The 17030-nt window shown below is 35.6% G+C and carries 28 protein-coding genes; all 28 read left to right on the top strand.

All coding sequences use genetic code 11. The features are described from left to right. The first annotated feature begins 2 nt into the window (after window positions 1–2). The 28 genes from ACSKY2_RS06745 (at window position 3) to ACSKY2_RS06610 (ending at window position 17028) form a co-directional block, all read left to right on the top strand. Window positions 3–167, top strand: a complete 165-nt coding sequence (locus ACSKY2_RS06745; protein WP_489877212.1) for a hypothetical protein — start codon at window positions 3–5, stop codon at window positions 165–167. Further along, window positions 167–484: a hypothetical protein gene (locus ACSKY2_RS06740; RefSeq protein ID WP_489877211.1), complete on the top strand. Its 318-nt coding sequence runs from the start codon at window positions 167–169 to the stop codon at window positions 482–484. Before ACSKY2_RS06745 ends, ACSKY2_RS06740 begins: the two co-directional genes overlap by 1 nt. Continuing rightward, window positions 484–822: a hypothetical protein gene (locus tag ACSKY2_RS06735; RefSeq protein ID WP_489877210.1), complete on the top strand. Its 339-nt coding sequence runs from the start codon at window positions 484–486 to the stop codon at window positions 820–822. The genes ACSKY2_RS06740 and ACSKY2_RS06735 overlap by 1 nt, the downstream gene beginning before the upstream one ends. A gap of 15 nt (window positions 823–837) precedes the next feature. Beyond that, window positions 838–1533, top strand: a complete 696-nt coding sequence (gene pnuC / locus ACSKY2_RS06730) for a nicotinamide riboside transporter PnuC (protein ID WP_489877209.1) — start codon at window positions 838–840, stop codon at window positions 1531–1533. A 1-nt stretch (window position 1534) separates the two neighbouring features. Then, a complete protein-coding gene (locus ACSKY2_RS06725; protein WP_489877208.1) occupies window positions 1535–1864 on the top strand; it encodes a hypothetical protein in 330 nt (109 codons plus the stop codon). Beyond that, window positions 1865–2098 carry a DUF3310 domain-containing protein gene (locus ACSKY2_RS06720; RefSeq protein WP_489877207.1) on the top strand — a complete coding sequence of 78 codons (234 nt, stop codon included), beginning with the start codon at window positions 1865–1867 and terminating at the stop codon, window positions 2096–2098. Between the two features lie 403 nt (window positions 2099–2501). Then, complete coding sequence (locus ACSKY2_RS06715; RefSeq protein ID WP_489877206.1) at window positions 2502–2732, top strand: hypothetical protein; 231 nt, start codon at window positions 2502–2504, stop codon at window positions 2730–2732. A 50-nt stretch (window positions 2733–2782) separates the two neighbouring features. Further along, window positions 2783–3070: a hypothetical protein gene (locus ACSKY2_RS06710; RefSeq protein WP_489877205.1), complete on the top strand. Its 288-nt coding sequence runs from the start codon at window positions 2783–2785 to the stop codon at window positions 3068–3070. Next, entirely contained in the window at window positions 3054–4232 is a 1179-nt protein-coding gene (locus tag ACSKY2_RS06705; protein WP_489877204.1) for an SNF2-related protein, read from the top strand. Before ACSKY2_RS06710 ends, ACSKY2_RS06705 begins: the two co-directional genes overlap by 17 nt. After that, complete coding sequence (locus ACSKY2_RS06700) at window positions 4229–5518, top strand: DUF3440 domain-containing protein (RefSeq protein ID WP_489877203.1); 1290 nt, start codon at window positions 4229–4231, stop codon at window positions 5516–5518. The genes ACSKY2_RS06705 and ACSKY2_RS06700 overlap by 4 nt, the downstream gene beginning before the upstream one ends. Continuing rightward, window positions 5502–6005: an IbrB-like domain-containing protein gene (locus ACSKY2_RS06695; protein WP_489877202.1), complete on the top strand. Its 504-nt coding sequence runs from the start codon at window positions 5502–5504 to the stop codon at window positions 6003–6005. The genes ACSKY2_RS06700 and ACSKY2_RS06695 overlap by 17 nt, the downstream gene beginning before the upstream one ends. Beyond that, window positions 6002–6409, top strand: coding sequence for a helix-turn-helix domain-containing protein (locus ACSKY2_RS06690; RefSeq protein WP_489877201.1), 408 nt, complete (start codon window positions 6002–6004; stop codon window positions 6407–6409). Before ACSKY2_RS06695 ends, ACSKY2_RS06690 begins: the two co-directional genes overlap by 4 nt. Before the next feature lie 403 nt (window positions 6410–6812). Next, complete coding sequence (locus ACSKY2_RS06685; protein WP_489877200.1) at window positions 6813–7019, top strand: hypothetical protein; 207 nt, start codon at window positions 6813–6815, stop codon at window positions 7017–7019. Between the two features lie 409 nt (window positions 7020–7428). Next, entirely contained in the window at window positions 7429–7605 is a 177-nt protein-coding gene (locus ACSKY2_RS06680) for a hypothetical protein (protein WP_489877199.1), read from the top strand. A gap of 125 nt (window positions 7606–7730) precedes the next feature. Next, on the top strand, window positions 7731–8153 hold the full coding sequence (locus ACSKY2_RS06675; RefSeq protein ID WP_489878239.1) for an ArpU family phage packaging/lysis transcriptional regulator: 423 nt from the start codon (window positions 7731–7733) through the stop codon (window positions 8151–8153). A 249-nt stretch (window positions 8154–8402) separates the two neighbouring features. Next, window positions 8403–8678, top strand: a complete 276-nt coding sequence (locus ACSKY2_RS06670; protein WP_489877198.1) for a hypothetical protein — start codon at window positions 8403–8405, stop codon at window positions 8676–8678. A gap of 90 nt (window positions 8679–8768) precedes the next feature. Next, entirely contained in the window at window positions 8769–9095 is a 327-nt protein-coding gene (locus ACSKY2_RS06665; protein ID WP_489877197.1) for a hypothetical protein, read from the top strand. Window positions 9096–9191: 96 nt separating this feature from the next. After that, window positions 9192–9671, top strand: a complete 480-nt coding sequence (locus tag ACSKY2_RS06660; RefSeq protein WP_489878238.1) for an HNH endonuclease — start codon at window positions 9192–9194, stop codon at window positions 9669–9671. Between the two features lie 189 nt (window positions 9672–9860). Beyond that, window positions 9861–10328, top strand: a complete 468-nt coding sequence (locus tag ACSKY2_RS06655; protein WP_489877196.1) for a phage terminase small subunit P27 family — start codon at window positions 9861–9863, stop codon at window positions 10326–10328. A gap of 18 nt (window positions 10329–10346) precedes the next feature. Next, entirely contained in the window at window positions 10347–12221 is a 1875-nt protein-coding gene (locus ACSKY2_RS06650) for a terminase large subunit (protein WP_489878237.1), read from the top strand. After that, window positions 12218–12415, top strand: a complete 198-nt coding sequence (locus ACSKY2_RS06645; protein WP_489877195.1) for a DUF1056 family protein — start codon at window positions 12218–12220, stop codon at window positions 12413–12415. The genes ACSKY2_RS06650 and ACSKY2_RS06645 overlap by 4 nt, the downstream gene beginning before the upstream one ends. A 2-nt stretch (window positions 12416–12417) precedes the next feature. After that, complete coding sequence (locus ACSKY2_RS06640) at window positions 12418–13584, top strand: phage portal protein (protein ID WP_489877194.1); 1167 nt, start codon at window positions 12418–12420, stop codon at window positions 13582–13584. Next, window positions 13568–14278, top strand: a complete 711-nt coding sequence (locus ACSKY2_RS06635) for a head maturation protease, ClpP-related (protein ID WP_489877193.1) — start codon at window positions 13568–13570, stop codon at window positions 14276–14278. Before ACSKY2_RS06640 ends, ACSKY2_RS06635 begins: the two co-directional genes overlap by 17 nt. 17 nt (window positions 14279–14295) lie before the next feature. After that, the gene (locus tag ACSKY2_RS06630) at window positions 14296–15507 is read left to right on the top strand and encodes a phage major capsid protein (protein WP_489877192.1); all 1212 of its coding nucleotides are present in this window, start codon (window positions 14296–14298) and stop codon (window positions 15505–15507) included. A 68-nt stretch (window positions 15508–15575) separates the two neighbouring features. Further along, a complete protein-coding gene (locus tag ACSKY2_RS06625) occupies window positions 15576–15914 on the top strand; it encodes a head-tail connector protein (RefSeq protein WP_489877191.1) in 339 nt (112 codons plus the stop codon). After that, the gene (locus ACSKY2_RS06620; RefSeq protein WP_489877190.1) at window positions 15895–16239 is read left to right on the top strand and encodes a phage head closure protein; all 345 of its coding nucleotides are present in this window, start codon (window positions 15895–15897) and stop codon (window positions 16237–16239) included. Before ACSKY2_RS06625 ends, ACSKY2_RS06620 begins: the two co-directional genes overlap by 20 nt. Next, a complete protein-coding gene (locus ACSKY2_RS06615) occupies window positions 16232–16660 on the top strand; it encodes an HK97-gp10 family putative phage morphogenesis protein (RefSeq protein WP_489877189.1) in 429 nt (142 codons plus the stop codon). Before ACSKY2_RS06620 ends, ACSKY2_RS06615 begins: the two co-directional genes overlap by 8 nt. Continuing rightward, complete coding sequence (locus ACSKY2_RS06610) at window positions 16657–17028, top strand: DUF806 family protein (RefSeq protein ID WP_489877188.1); 372 nt, start codon at window positions 16657–16659, stop codon at window positions 17026–17028. The genes ACSKY2_RS06615 and ACSKY2_RS06610 overlap by 4 nt, the downstream gene beginning before the upstream one ends. Window positions 17029–17030 lie beyond the last annotated feature (2 nt).

Below are 17030 nucleotides of genomic sequence, written 5' to 3'. Positions count from 1 at the left end.
CAATGATACCAAAATACATCGTGTTTAACACAAACATGCCCGATAAAAATGGAAATTCGTTACCTGTCGGACAAGGTAACGATTTAGATGAGCTATTGAGCGTTTATCATGGTAAGGCTTATCAGATTATGAAAGTTAAAACGTTGAGTGATCGGGAGGAATGGTAATGATATTTGATGAAGCATTAGAACAATTAAATCCTAGGACTATTTTGGGTTCTGAAATGCGAGACTTATTAGGAGAATTGCGCAAAACTTATGCGCCAACGATTGAGATGACACGAAACCAGAAGAATGCATTTGATGAAGCAAAACGAGCATTAAATACTCGTGATTTAGCTTCTAACTTCGGTCAGGAATGGACGATTCTTGATGAGGTATCGGGAAATGTATTCGGTCATGGTCCAGGTGAAGCGACGGATAAAGAAATTGAAACTATCATGCAAGCGTGGTTACATCCTGAAACAATTAAGGTGGTGGGTTAATGTTGAATAAATTGCAAGTAAATAATGTCGTTAAGAGCAATAACAAGTTGTTCGATACCAAATTGGAACAAAAATTAGATGTGTTGTTACTAGATATGATTATCAATGATGTTAAAGAATTTAATGTACCTTATCAAATGTCTATTCCTTACAATTGGGAAGGGTTCGCTAGGTATACACATCATCTATTAGCAGATATCGAAAGTCCAAATTTAAAAGAGCGCATTGAAGATTATTTGTTAATGCACACACCAGCTAATATTTTTATCAACAAAGAAGATATGTATTCAGAAGATGGATCAGTTTATTTTGATTTATTGGTCATACGTGAAGTATAAGAATGGGAGTGAAACATGAGTTATTTAAAATGGTTAGGGCAGGAATTGAGGAGCATTAATACCGCTGGTGGCGTGATGTTAGCGTTTATCATTGGTGTACAGTTGGCATTCTATTTATCAGCACCAATAACAGGGCTATCAACGATAACACTGGTAGCCACGTTGGTTGGGTCAGCATGTACTGTTTATATGATGATAGGAAAGCCGATTAACGGGCTGTTAGGCTTGATTAGTGCAATTGGGTATATCTACATCAATTGGACGGCAGGACACTATGCGAGCGTGTTAGATCAGTTAGTATTCGTTGCATTGATTGATTTACCGTTAATCTTTACGTGGAAAACATGGGGACATAAAGTTGAGAACGGTGTGAAGTTCCTAAATCGAAAAGGCTGGTTATTGACGTTAGGATTCATCTTAATTGCATGGTATCCAATGATGATGGCATATCAAGTATTAGGAGACAGTAACCCATTGTGGGACAGTATTGTGTTAATTATTGGAGCAACGGCGAGCTTATATGTGTTCAAGGGTTATGGTGACAGCTACACATTATGGTTGCTGTCAGATTTCGTCAATATCGCTCTATGGCTGTCAGCACTGATTACAGGCTATTCTGCTAGTTCCTTGCCAATGTTACTAACCATGGCTTTCTATTTAGCCACAGCTGTATATGGGCGATTCTGGAGCATTTGGCGAGGTAAGAAGTAATATGGCAAAGGTAAAAATATACGGAGCGTCTTACATTGGTGAAGATAGTTATGTAAATAGCATTTTTGTAATGGAAAATGCAGAATATTGGGAAGATGTTCTTTACTCGGGATGGCGTGTTGATGAGAAAAATGGGAGAGCATTTAGAGGGCAAAACATAGAAGTTATCGAAGGCGAATTGAAACACAAACCAAAACCTGAACCAATTAACGAACCAAAATATGTTCAGAAATATAAAAAGACTGGTATGCAATTAGATACTTGGCTTCTTATAGTGCTTTGCATTATCACATTGTTATTAATAATTTCAAAAGCTGCGGAGATTATTTAAATGACAGAAATGGTAAATCATCCCAATCATTACAATTCATTTTCATTTGAAGTAATTGATCTAATTGATGAAGTGGCTAGTGCATATGAATCTGATGTTAGTTTCTCAATTGGTAATACAATCAAATATATGACACGAGCACCATTTAAGGGCAATCAGGTCGAAGATTTAAAAAAAGCACAGTGGTATTTGAATCATGCGATTGAATTGTTAGAAGGTGAACAGCGTGAGTGATTGGGTAATCGTGATTGGGTTCTTGATGCTTATGGCGTTAGTCGCAGCGGGGTACTTGTTGATATGAGAACTTACTATTATTTCAGAGACACAAACGGCTGGTTCAAAGAAACTTACACGCAAACAGGCAAGCTACTTTGGACACACACTAACAACCTTAGGGAGGCGTTTAGAACCGACAGCAAATGGCTAATTAGACGTGTTATTAGTAAAGAGTTAGCAGGATATTATTACTGGGTTGAAGAACGTGATCACTATCAAAAGTTAATATAAATAATGAGTTCACTGGGAAACTGGTGGACTTTTTTAATTAATTTGAATAAAAGGCTTGTTTTATATCTCAAATGAGATATAATATAAATATAGAGTTAAGGAAAACAAAAAAGAAATAGAGGTAATTAAAATGTTTAAGATTGTTTATGTTGATGATTTTGGTAAGATGTCAGATGTTGCTCAATTGAGTAATTCACAAGGTCGGATATTTGCGTTAGTTGGTGACGGAGATGCAATGATTGATGAGCCGCTAACGTTTGAAACGTACGAACAAGCTGTTAATTATATCAAGCGTGAGCAATATGAGGGTCATTATTGTGGATCGCTTAATGAAGAAGGTTTGAATGTGGTTGAAGCCTGATGAAAGTCATTATAAATGAGTCTCAAATCATATATGAGACACCAAGAGCGGTGTTAGTCAAAGTTCCAGATACGACTAACAGCCGTTTTTGGCTATCCAAAAAAATGGTTAGGGAATACGGCAAGCGATATTCAATTTTGCTGCCTGATAAGTGGGAGTACAAAATTATCAGTGGTAAGAAGCAAACTAGCGAAGAAACAGTTACGATTGATTATTTAGCTGATAAGTTTGAAGCACAAATTGAAGGCACAATAAATCTTAGATCTAAAGTTGAAACACATATTCCTGAACCAAAAGAGCCAATCAAGCGAGATGTGGAAGATGAATTTATTAGATAAGCAACAACAAGCAGTCGATAAATTAAAGCGTTTAAAAGTCGGGGCGTTGTTCATGGAACCGGGCACTGGTAAGACTCTAACCGCAATTAATTTAATTAATAGTTCTGATACTGATTTCGTTCTTTGGGTGACACCTTTTCAAACGAAAAGCAATCTAAGACAAGAAATTGATAAATGGGGCTTGAATGCACCGTGTGAAATTGTCGGTGTGGAAACGTTGAGTTCAAGTTTAAAAACGTTGGTACGTATTGCTAATCTTTTGAAGAACAGTAATAAACCATTTATTGTAAGTGATGAAAGCATCAAGATTAAAAACGCTGATGCAATTCGTACGGAGCGGATGTTAACTATTTCTAAATTAGCCGAATATAAATTAATTCTAAATGGCACACCGATTAGTAAAAATATCATGGATTTATGGGCGCAGTTTGAATTCTTATCACCTAACATTTTAAAAATGACCCACGGACAATATCAGGATACATTTGTTAAATACAAGCGCATCAAGACTAGTCGGGGTAAGCGCACGATATTTAGTGATTACACCAATTTAGATTATTTGCATTCAATCATTGATCCGTTTATTTTTGAATCTAAATTAGATTTAGATATTGAAACCACTGATGAAGTAATTCAATATGATTTAACCAGTGATGAACGTGAAGATTACAATGATGCTAAGGAAATGTTTTTAATGTCGCTGTTCATGTCGTCGGCTTCATTTTTTGCAGGCACAACTAAGATGCAAATGGCTTACAGTACAGCGGATGATAAATTTACGCAAGTTAAATCAATTGTTGATGATAGGACAATTATCTTCACGAAATATATTGCGACAAGACAGGAACTTGAAGAACGATTTCCTGATGCATTAGTAATGACGTACGGAAAAGGTGCGTTAGGACTTAATTTACAAGCTTATAACAAGGTTATATTTTTCGATAAAACATTTGATTATGCCCAGCTAGAACAAGCTAAAAGACGAGTGTATCGAGTTGGTCAACGTGATGATGTTAAATTTTATATGCTAACTGGCAATGTTGGTTTAGAAAATTTAATTGATAAAAATATTAATAAAAAGAATAGTGTCATTACTTATTTTAAAAATATAGCTAATGGCGATATTGAAAAAGCAAGAAAGGAGTTGGAAGAAAAGTTATGAATGTATATGATCGTGCACAACAACGTTTAGATTACACGTTTAAAAATTTTGAGAATGTTATTGTTAGTTTTTCTGGCGGTAAAGATAGCGGTGTGCTGCTTAATTTAGCAATGGAAAAGGCACGCAAGTTAAATCGTAAGGTAGCTGTGTATCATTTGGACTATGAGGGAATGTATTCTGATACAGTTGAATACGTTGAACGCACATTTATGAATAATTTAGATGTGATTGAGCCTTATTGGGTTGCATTGCCATTAAAAGTACCGTCATCTGCATCTATGTTCAGCACTTATTGGCGTCCGTGGGAAAAGGATAAGCAAGATATTTGGGTGAGAGAGATGCCTAAGCATGATTTCGTTATCAACGAAGACAATAACCCGTTTGATTTTGATATTGATATATCAGATTACGATTTCAATTTGAAGTTTATGAAGTGGTACGCCAATAACCACCTGGGAACAACGGCTGATTTAATTGGGATAAGGTCGCAAGAATCGTTAAGTCGTTATTCAGCAACGCATGACAGTAAAGCCGTGAATACGTTCAAGGGCAATGACTGGACAACTAAAAATGCCAATAATTTGTATAGTGTTTATCCAATATTTGACTGGAAGACTGATGATATATGGATTGCGAATGCTAAAAATGCATGGGATTACAATAAGCTATATGACTTGCTTTACAAGGCTGGCGTGCCAATTGAAAAGATGCGTGTGGCTAGTCCGTTTATTAATCAAGGCTTGGCATCATTGCAGTTATATCGTGCGATTGAGCCTAATACATGGGGGAAGTTAGTTGGACGAGTGAATGGGGCTAATTTTGTAGCGATTTACGGTAACACATCAGCCATGGCTGCCAAAAAAATTACATTGCCCAAAGGGCACACATGGAAGAGCTATGTTAAGTTCTTATTAAGCACATTACCAGAAGATATTGCAAATAATTATCGCAAGAAATTCAAGACGTCCATTAAGTATTGGACCGAAGAAGGCGGTGCGCTAAGCGTTGAACTTATTGATGATCTAGAACGCCAAGGCATATCAATGAAACGGCTAGGCAAGACCCGTAAGAATTTCAAATACAAGACGCCAAGTGAAGATGTGATATTTGATGATTACTTAGATGATGTGGCGATTAAAGATTTCGCAAGCATTCCCACTTACAAGCGCATGGCGGTAACAATTTTAAAAAATGATTATTCAGCTAAGTATATGGGCTTTGGTCAAACAAAAGATGATATGAAAAAGCGAAAGGCGGCAATGGAAAAATATGCAAACATCTTATAAATCGCCAGTGTATGGCGTGAAAGCAGTGCCAATTGATAAAATTCAAGCGAACACGTACAACCCTAATCACGTTGCACCACCCGAAATGGAACTACTGTATCAATCAATAAAAGAAGATGGCTACACTATGCCAATCGTTGCTTACTATTTGGCAGATATAGACAAGTATGAAATCGTTGACGGCTATCACCGTTACACGGTCATGTTAAATCATAAAGATATTTACGAACGCGAGAATGGCTTGTTGCCAGTTAGTGTGATTGACAAGCCAGCTATTGACCGTATGGCCTCAACAATACGGCATAACCGTGCAAGAGGCACACATGATGTGAATGCCATGGTTAATATCGTGACCGAATTAAAAAATTCAGGCATGGGTGATCAATGGATTCACAAGAATATCGGTATGGATATGGACGAGATATTACGATTAACACAAATAGGCGGTATCGCTAGTTTATATATTGATAAGGATTATAGCGAATGAAAACACAAGATAAAATTAAAGCATTGTTGAATAGTAACATTGTGCAATCTACTATTAGTGAAGAAACGGGTCTGACACAGTCTAAAATTTCAGAACTTAAAAGTGGTAAAAGAGATATTAATAATTTAACGTTAAGAGTTGGTGATAAGTTAGCTGATTTTTATGACGCAACAATTATCGACATGATTTCTAAGGGTGATGAACGTGCTAAAAAATTCAAATCAGTCATGAAGGCACAATTTCAAGAAATTTTAGATAGTCAAATAGAACTGGCTGATAGTGATGAAGGTACGCCTGATGATTTGAGTGTTTCAAGGGTGTTAGAAGTGTTGTTCAATATGGCTCTAAATGATAATGAAATGGTGGCGGTATTGTTGCCTTATTTTTTGAAAGATGAAGATTAATGATAAACCGTTATATGTTGATATATAGCGTTTTTTTTGTGTAAAAAGGTTGACTTATATACTACTGTGTAGTATTATAATAGTATAGAAAGGAGGAGGAAATGTTAGATAAAATAAAAGAAATCGCCGAAATTCTTTTCCAAGTTGTTTCAACACTAGCAATCTTGCAACAACTGAAAGAAAATCACGACGATAAGAAGTAACGAAGCAAGGGTCGCAAGACCCTTACTTTCGTATACCTAATTCTAACATTTTAACTTAATAATGGGAAAAATTCGTAATAATAATTTATTTTTACTTATCATGTTAGGTCTTCTTGGGCTATCATGGATAACAGACTCAGTTATAGTAAAGGCACCATTATATTTTGGTATGGTTTTGTTTATTTTAGGGGGCAAACATAATGACAAATAAAATAGGACGACCAAGTAAAGCACCAGAAGGTAAGAATGCTCAGACAGAAGCTAATAAACGGTGGGCTGCAAAAAATAAGGAGCATAAGAAGTATCTTAGTTATCGAACTTATGCACGATCGTTCATTAGAAAATTAGCAACGGATGATGATTTGAACGAACTTGAGCAATTAATAAAAGAAAGAAAAAATTTATAGAATATTTAAGGATAGTTATGTATCAAAAATGTTGATATATAGCTATTTTTATTAGCTATAAGTGTTGACATATGATACTATCGGTAGTATAATAATTATATTGAGTTAAGGAAGGAGGTATGAAATGGGGAAGAAAAAGAAAAGCCCCAAGATGATTGAAGCAATAGCAAAACTAATTACTTCAATAGCATTGTTGCTAACAGCAATAGCAACATTACTAAACGTCATCTTAGGACACTAAGTTAACAAAGTTAAAAACGGACATGAGAGCCGCTACTTTGTTGTATCCTCATTTTATCATATTATGAAAAAGATTAAGTTAATTAATCAAGCTGCAAATATTATTATTTGTATAGCAGTAATTATTTTTATTATTACTGTCCTAGTGTGGCTTTGGAGGTGATATGGTATGACAGATAAAAATTCACAAACAGAAGCTAACAAGCGTTGGCAAGAAAAAAATAAAGAACACTCAAAGTATCTAAAATATCGTAGTACGACGCGATCATTTATTAAAAATTTAGCTGTTGAAGATGACTTGAATGAGTTAAAAGAGCTAATTGCTGATAGAGAAAAAAATTATTAAAAGCATAAAGGTTATACACTATAAGTCTTGGTGTATAGCCTTTTTTAATGTTTTTGAAATAGATTATAGTATTATACATGTTATAATATGAATATCAATATATCATTATGGAGGGCGGAAACTTGGTGCTATTAGATACAGATAATCGAGAGTTAAATCAGCGGGCAACCATTGCTAATGTGCGTGAGTTCTTTGAAAAAGAATGGCCAACTATTCGTGCCCAAGCTCGTGTTAGTTGGGCTGGCACTAAGTCTCCTGTTATTAGTGGTATGCCAAGAGCCAGTATGGTTGATAATATGAACGATGATAAGTTTTCCGCACATGCTCAAGCGACTAAGTGGGTAGATGGTGTGATTCAAGCCTGTCAAGGTATGACCCAACCACACAGACACTTTTTAGAGTTGCGTTACTTTAAGGACATGGAATGGTTAGATATTGAAGCATTGACTGAATATTCAACAAGGCGTGGTGAACAAATCATCAATGAAGCATTTGTGATGTTTGCATATGGGTTTATTGATATATATGATTTTCGAGTATGGCGTTGATTTAGTTTAGCGCTTTTTATTTGGGCATTGACCAACTTAGACCGTATAAATTTCGGATAAGATGCAGATAAGTTTCTAATATCATGCAAGAATATTTCAGATAATTAGTTGTAATATAGTAATATCGAATAATTAATAAATAGCAATCATACTAGATGTAAAATCTAACCGCTTGAGAATATGAGCATTGATGTTTTGACTTGTTTAAAGTACACTTAAATTGTCTTTAATGAGAGAGGATATAAGGAAATGTTTATAGAAAAATTAGACTCAAAACAAGATTTATTTGCTTTATGTGTTGATCAAGGTGTTGATCAGAAAAATGAAAATAAAAAAGAGTTTCGGGCGCTCACTTACGAGTTGTTATATGAGCTTTTTGAGGAAAAAGTTATAAAAGATTTTGAAGAAGAATTTACCAAATATTTACTTGAATATAGGCAAGGAGAACTTCCAATAATATTACATATTAACAATGATGTTGATACAGTTAAAAAGAAATTAGCAAAATATAAGATAAATGAGTAAATTGAATGTTGAAATAATTTAGACATGTTTTGATTTTAAAGTAGCAGTCATTAGATTGTTGCTTTTTTATTTTGGAGGTGCAAAGTAGAATTGATGTATTTTTTAGGTTATCTAGTCTTTGCAATCATATATGGATATTGGGCAGGGTTTAATGATGGAAGAAGTTCATCTAATAATAAAGAAAATAACAAGTACAGCAACGGTGTTAAATCGTTGCTTTTTATTTGCAAAAAAGGAGGGATTGAAATGAAGATTGGGTTCTTAAATTTATTAACAATTATATTTGTTGGTTGCAAATTATTCAGCGTAATTGACTGGAGCTGGTGGTTGGTATTCGCGCCAACGATATTAAACGTGCTGCTAACGCCAGTATGGATTTTTATTGCAGCATTTTGCGTTTATTTGAAAGATGAATGAGGTGAATACATGTAGATGATTAAAGATGAAGAATATGGGTTAGTGTCTAGTTGGCAGGAGCTAAAGATACTAAGACGATTAGATAAGGAGCTAGAGATGCCACGAGTTAGAAGGTGTAAGGCGAGTGGTTGCTTTAACATGGTGGCATTGCCCAAGCGCTACTGTGAGAAACATGCTGACCAAGAACATGTGTATGTGCCAAGAGATATGCATCGCTACAATACAGTTACTCGTAAGCGTAATGAGAACAAGCGAGCGCAATATAATTTCTATCGCACCAAGCAATGGGTCAACCTTAGGCAACGAGTGTTAGATGAGCAGCACTACCTATGTCAGTACTGCAAATGTGAAGGTGTAGTTAAGCAAGGTAAGACAGTGGATCACATCGTACCCATTGAAGCATCACCAAATGATAAGGCTGATATGAGTAACTTAGTCGTGATATGCAGTTCATGTCATACATTAAAGACCAAATGGGAGCAATCATATTATGGTACAGGTAAAGGCAATCAATTGAAGCAAGTCAGCCCGATTAGAAATATCGCAATGATTAATAAACTTATGAAGAATAAATAGGCTCTAAAATCATTTCTAAGCGTGTTTAGTGCTCTTGAATGTAATTAGTCGATAAACGTTTAAAAATTCAAAATACCCCCGCCCCGTTTACTCTGGAAAGAGAGCGCACACATATCGTTTTCTTATAAAAATGTTGAATTTTAGAATTTTTAGGGTAGGGGGGGTCATAAAAAAAGGAGGTGATAAACGTTGGTAAAAAAAACTGACAAAGACGTTAACAACGGGCGATTAACGAGCACACCTCCTAAGTATCTAGGGCAGCAAGCAAAGGTGATTTGGCGTAAAGTAGTGCCTTTTTTAGAAACACAAAGTAGTGTAATTAGGATAGACGCTGGTTTGGTTGAAATTTACTGCACGCAGTATGAAATTTATCGTAATGCTTATAAACATATCCTTGAAAATGGTGAAGTGCAGGCAATTTATAAATCTGTTCAAAATTATGAAGGAGAAGTTGTTGGTAAAGATTTCATCGGTTATAAACGAAATCCAATGACCAGCATTTATAGCGATGCGATTAAGAATTTGGCCAAAATTGGTAGTGAACTTGGTTTATCACCAAAAAGTCGTGCAGAACTAATGAAAATTAGTGACAGTGCAACTTCAAACGATGAAAGCTCGACTGACCGAATGAAAAACTTCTTTGCAGGTGACGAGTAAAGCAAGTGAGGTGATTGTATTAATATTGATCTAACACAAAAGCATAATGTTATTGAAGAATATAAAAGCATTAATTTTTCAGAAGTGATTAACAAGTACCAAGACAAAGGGACACAATATGCTGTTTCTGTATTAGAAGGTGAGACGGAAAGCGGCTATTTAATTAAGCTAGCAGCTTTCCGCCATTTGAGAGATTTACAGCGGCAAGGTAATAATGATTTTCCGTTCAAATATTCCGTTAAGCAAGCGAATAATATTTTAAAGTTTGCTAAAATCGCACCAAATGTTGATACAGGTGAATCAACTAAACTAATGCCATGGCAAGAGTTTATCATGACTCAGTTAATAGGGTGGCGTAGTTTAGATGGTGGTAAACGATTTAGCCGAGCGATTGTTTCTGTTGCTCGTGGTCAAGGAAAAACATATCTCATGGCAATCATCATGTCTTATTCTTATTTGATGGAAACATTAGGACTTGAAAATCAAGACTTTTTAGTCGCTTCAATTAATTTCAAACAAACCAATAAATTATTTGGCTATGTTAAAAGTATGCTTCGTAAAATTGTTGAATTTGAACCGTTTAAATCTTATGCCAATGAAATTGACCTAAGCATTCAAACCGATCAGATTATCATGAAGCAAAAGAATAACATTATGCGAGCTATTTCTCATGAGTCTGGTCAATATGATTCATTCCATTTCACAACCGCGGTTGTCGATGAAATTGGCGAAATTGCTAGTCGAGATAAAATTTCTAAAATCATTTCAGGACAAGTTAAAGTTAAAAATCGTCAGTTTATTCAAATATCAACCTCATACCCTGACCCAACCGTGCCATTTCATGAGGATCAAAAGATGATTCAACAGGCCATGGAACAAGATTGGAATCGAGATGCCGATAGTTATCTTGGTTTAATTTGGTCGCAGGATAGTCTTGATGAAACGTTTAAGCCAGAAACATGGATTAAAAGTAATCCATTGCTCAATTTAGAGACTGAAAAAGAAGTCTTGATGCAAGGCTTAACCGATAAAAGAGACAGTGACATGTTGGCTGGCACAATTAGCGACTTTCAGAATAAAAATTTGAATATGTGGCTACAAGAATCAACTAACAGTTATTTGAAATTGGTAGATGTGGAACGTGCGATTATTCCTGATTTTGATATTCGTGGTAAGCAAGTATATATTGGCTTTGATTATTCCATGTTTAGCGATAATACAGCGATTGCATTTGTTTATCCTTACTTAAACGCTAAGGGTGAGAAGCGGTGGCATGTTGAACAACACTCATTCATTCCTTGGGAAAAAGCAGGCAGTATAGAAGCTAAAGAGAAGCAAGATGGCATTAATTACCGTGAGTTAGTTAAAAAAGGGTATTGTACAATCACGTCACACCCACAAGGATTAATAAATGATGATCAGGTTTATCAATGGCTATTAAATTATGTAGAAGATAACGCTTTAGAAGTTGTCTTTTTTGGTTACGATACATGGGGTGCAACACCGGCAATTAAACAGCTTGAATTAAATACATCTTGGAACTTGATGGCGATTCGACAGCGGACTGGTGAATTGAAAGACCCTACAAAATTTTTACAGTCTGCCTTTGTTGAGAGTTCAATTACACGGCTTGATGACAAAATCATGGAAAAGGCATTACTAAATGCTCAAATCTATGAAGATAAGATAGGTATTCAGGTCGACAAAGCCAAAGCCACTTTAAAAATTGATGTGGTTGACGCTATTATTGATGCCTTATATCAGGGAATGATACATTTTGAAGATTATTCAGATGTGAATGATCCTGAAAAACAAGTTGAACGTATGACACCACAGCAAAAATTAGATTGGTTGCTTAGTCCTGAAGCTGGATTGATAGGAGATGAACTATGATTTTTAAGAAGTTATTGCGATTAATTTGGCAAATATTTGATTTGATGTGTTATTTGGCAGCGTTAGTTGCATTGAATTGGGCAATGTTTAGCTGGAATCAGATAGCCGGTGGTATTGCATTAGCAATATCTTTTGCTGTCACAGGATTAATTAGCGAATTAATTACCAATGACACACTGAAAGGAGGTGATTGATATTGCCAATATTTAGTCCACGTTTTAAAAATAACCTTGATGTGGGCGGTGGTAGTCAAATTGGGTTTGATGATGAAGATATTGTTAATTTTTTAAAACCTGATGGTCAAGATGATTATGTGAGTGCAGATATTGCGTTACGTAATTCAGATATTTATTCAGCAGTGTTTCAACTGAGTGCGGATTTAGCGTCATCTCGATTAACAACTAATAATGTTCGTAATCAGGGCATGTTAAACAATCCAACTACTTGGACGAATGCTTACAGTTTCTGGCAATCAGTTTATGCACAGTTATTGTTAGGAGGTGAAGCATTTGTTTATCGTTGGCGTAATCGCAATGGAATTGATATGAGATGGGAATATTTAAGACCTAGTCAGGTTAGCGTATTTCCACTCAATGATTATTCTGGATTGTACTATAACGTTACATTTGATTCACCATTGATTGGTGTTGTCAACAGTATTCCATCTAGTGATATGATTCATTTTAGATTGCTTAGTCAGAATGGTGGCGCAACCGGAATCAGTCCGTTACGTTCGCTGGCTAGCGAATTAAAAATCAAAGATTCATCGAATAAATTGACGATTAATGCTTTGGCTAAGTCAGTTTTGACACCAGGTATTTTGGAAGTTGATGGTGGTGGATTAATGGAATCCAAATATAAATCAGCAATTTCACGTCAATTCATGAATCAGGTTAATAATTCAAATGGTGGGCCAGTCGTTATTGATAAGTTGGAAACATATACACCTCTAGAAATTAAGGGAGATGTTTCTAAGTTGTTAGCTCAAACTGATTGGACTTCTAAGCAAATTGCTAAGGCTTATGGCATTCCTGACTCAGTATTGAATGGTCAGGGTGATCAACAAAGTTCATTAAAGATGATTGGTGGTGATTATGCTAAAGCGCTTATGCGTTTTGGCCGTGCGATTACCAGCGAATTATCTACTAAACAATCATCTCAAGTTGAAATTGATATTAAACCAGCAATTGATCCAGTCAATGACGATTACACAACTAACATTAACAATTTTAAACAAAGCCAATTATTAACATCAGGAGAGAGTAAGTGGTTACTCAAGCAAACTGGGTATCTGCCACCTAACATGCCAGATATTCCAGAAAATAATACAGAAGGGAGTGAACCTATTGTCGAAAGTAATTAATATTAAAGGAACGATTGTAGACGATGAAACGGCAAGCTTTTACAGTTTTTTTGGCATTCCAAGTTCATCACCTAGTGCAGTAAATCAAATTTTAAATGATGATGAACCTGATGAAGATGTTGAGGTGAATGTTGCCTCAAATGGTGGCGATGTGTTCGCTGCTAGTGAAATTTACACAATGCTACGTTCAGCAAAAGGAAATGTCACTGTCAATATTCAAGGGTTAGCTGCAAGTGCAGCAAGTGTTATTGCCATGGCTGGTGATACAGTCAAAATCTCACCAACTGCGCAAATAATGATTCATCAAGCAGCATCAAATATTGGTGGTAATAAAGATGATTTAGCTCATGAAATTGATGTTTTAGATGGTATCGATAAGTCGATTGCCAATGCCTATGAAGCCAAAACCGGCTTATCACAAGCTGAATTGCTCAATATGATGTCAAATGAGACCTGGATTAGTGCACAAGATGCCGTTGATAAAGGATTTGCTGATGAAGTGATGTTTGTTGATGAAAAGCAACCCGCATTTGCCAATGCGACAGCTAATCTTATTCCTAAGTCAGCAGTCAATAAGTTACTTAACCTAATTAATAAGTCCGAAACGACTTCAAAACTAGACAATAAAATTAATGATAGCCAACCTACGGATGATTTAAAACAACGTAAGTTGGCTATTTTATTAGGAAAATAAGGGAGAAAATTTAAAGTATGACAGCAAATATTAATGAATTGAACGAAAAATGGATTGCGTCAGGTCAGTTAGTATCAGATTTACAAAATAAAGCGCAATTGATGGTTGATGATGAAAATGCATCTACTGAAGATGTAGCTAATATCCAAAATAAAATTAAGAATGCAATTGCTAAGCGAGATTTAGCTCATGAAAACTTAGTGCAAGCACAAGCTGAGAATGTGATTGACACTAATCTAGAAAATAAGTCCACATTGGTACAACCTGAGAATGATTTGAAAAAAAAGTTCGTTGATGAATTCAAGGGTATGATCAAGGGTAATCCAACAGTCGTTAATCAATTGGATTCATCGGTTGATCCAAATGGTAACCAAATTGGGTTGACAATTCCCCAAGATATTCAAACGGCTATTCATACTTTAGTTCGTCAATACGATTCATTGGAACAATATGTCAATGTTGAGAGTGTATCAACATTGTCAGGATCACGAGTTTATGAAAAGTGGTCAGATGTAACACCATTAGCTAATCTAGATGCTGATGACGCCACTATCGGTGATAATGATGACCCTAAGTTAGCTATTGTTAAGTACTTGATTAAGCGTTATGCAGGTATTTCGACAGTGACCAACACATTGCTAAATGATACTGCTGAAAATATTTTGGCTTGGCTATCATCATGGATTGCCAAGAAGGTTGTTGTAACTCGTAATGCTGCCATTATTGAAGCTATGAATGCAGCACCTAAGAAGCCAACTGTTGCAAAATTTGACGATATTAAGGATTTAGCTATCACTGGAGTTGATCCAGCTATTGCAACGACATCATTCTTTATGACTAACGTTTCAGGATTGGCTGTATTGAGTAAGGTTAAAGATGCAATGGGGAATTATCTATTGCAGCGTGATCCCACACAATCTGATACTAAGCAAATTGATGGTAAGAACATTGTTGTGGTAGCAGATCGTTGGTTACCAGATGTATCGGGTGCACATCCATTTTACTTTGGTGACTTGAAACAAGCTGTAACTCTGTTTGACCGTCAACAAATGTCATTGCTATCAACTAACATTGGGGCTGGTGCCTTTGAAAAGGACTTGACTAAGGTTCGTGTCATTGACCGCTTTGATGTTGAAGCAACAGATACTGAAGCCTGGGTAGCAGGTTCATTCAAGGAAATTGCTGACCAAACAGCTAATTTTGCAGCAACAGCTCCTACTCAAGGATAAGAATTTAAAACTCGCCTAGTAAATAAACAGTACATGAAAACATGAGCGGGTTTTAGATAGGAGGCAATATGGCAGTTTCGAAAGAAAATTTAAAAACGTCATTGCGAATTGATGGGACTGCTGATGATAAGTTATTAGATGGCTATTTGTCAGCAGCTGAAAATTACATTAAAAACGCTATCGGTGTTGATGAAGATGAGTTTTATCAAAATGAAGTGGTTGCTCCATTAATGGATGTTGCTATCATCGCTTTAGCAAGTGGTTATTACACATTCAGAACATCGTTGTCATTAGTTTCAGCGTTTCCAGTTGATTTAGCGACTAATTCTATCATTGCTCAATTGCGTGGCGTATATGCCAAATATTTAGCAGATAAGGGGGCATTCGATGACGATAAACCCGCTTGAATTTAATAATCGTGCTGAATTTGGTGTAGAAGGAACGATTGATTACAACCCAGTTAATGGGAATCCTGTTAAAGGTTTCAAATCATCATTTTCAAGGTGGTTTGGTTACATGAACCAGTCGTTAAATCAGCAATATACACTAGCTGGTAATGCTATCACTAATACAAAACTAATTGCTATTCGACATGCCAATACAATTAATGATCAACTCAATGTAAAAATTGATGATGATGTTTATAAAATTATTTTGATTAGTTCTGATAGTCGTTCAGCAAGAGAAACATTCGATCTACTAACCTTACAAAAGGTGACTAAAAATGGCTGATTTATCTGATCAATTAGAAGAACTTTTGCAAGAATATGGTGGCTTGGTTAATTTAACAATTGAAGAACGTGAACAAGTGACACAAGCAGGTGCAGATGTTTTAGCAAATGCATATAGTCAAGCGACAAAAGATGCCGGTCACTATAATCATAATCGTGAAATTGGTAAGATGAAGCATCTAGCCGATAGTGTTGATACTGGTCAACTAGAGGGTTCTAAATCTGATGGCAGTAGGGCAGTTGGGTTTTCAAAAAAAGAAGCCAATCATGCGCGTATTGCACATTTCCTAAATGATGGGACACGTTATATTCAAGGTGATAGTTTTATTGATAATGCCAGAGATAAGTCGCAAGAGGCTGTTTTAAATGCGCAAGTAGAAGCATTAAAAAAAATACAAGATGAGAAACGAGGTAGTTCATGACAGTTGTAATGGATACCTATAATTTAATTAAACAACATGTAACTTGGACAGATGATATCTATCTAAAGTTAATCCCTAAAGAGGCGCCTGTTAATCAGACGTCTCTTTTGATTAGGGATGCATATAGTAATTTGGGCAGTTTTGGTAATGATACGTTTAATTCAATTGAACAAAACGTCATCATCCAAATATTTTATTCAGTCGAAAATAATCTAGATTATGATCAGGTAGAAATTGACTTAATGAAATTTTTAATGCGAAATGGTTACACAATTTCAGATATTAAAGGACGCCAAACTGACCCAGATACTTCACAAGATTATCAAACAATTCAAGTAACACGTAACACAGGAATAAAGGAGAAATAATT

The organism is Weissella sp. ESL1156, from assembly GCF_058505625.1.
This window is presented reverse-complemented; position numbering and strand designations above follow the sequence as displayed.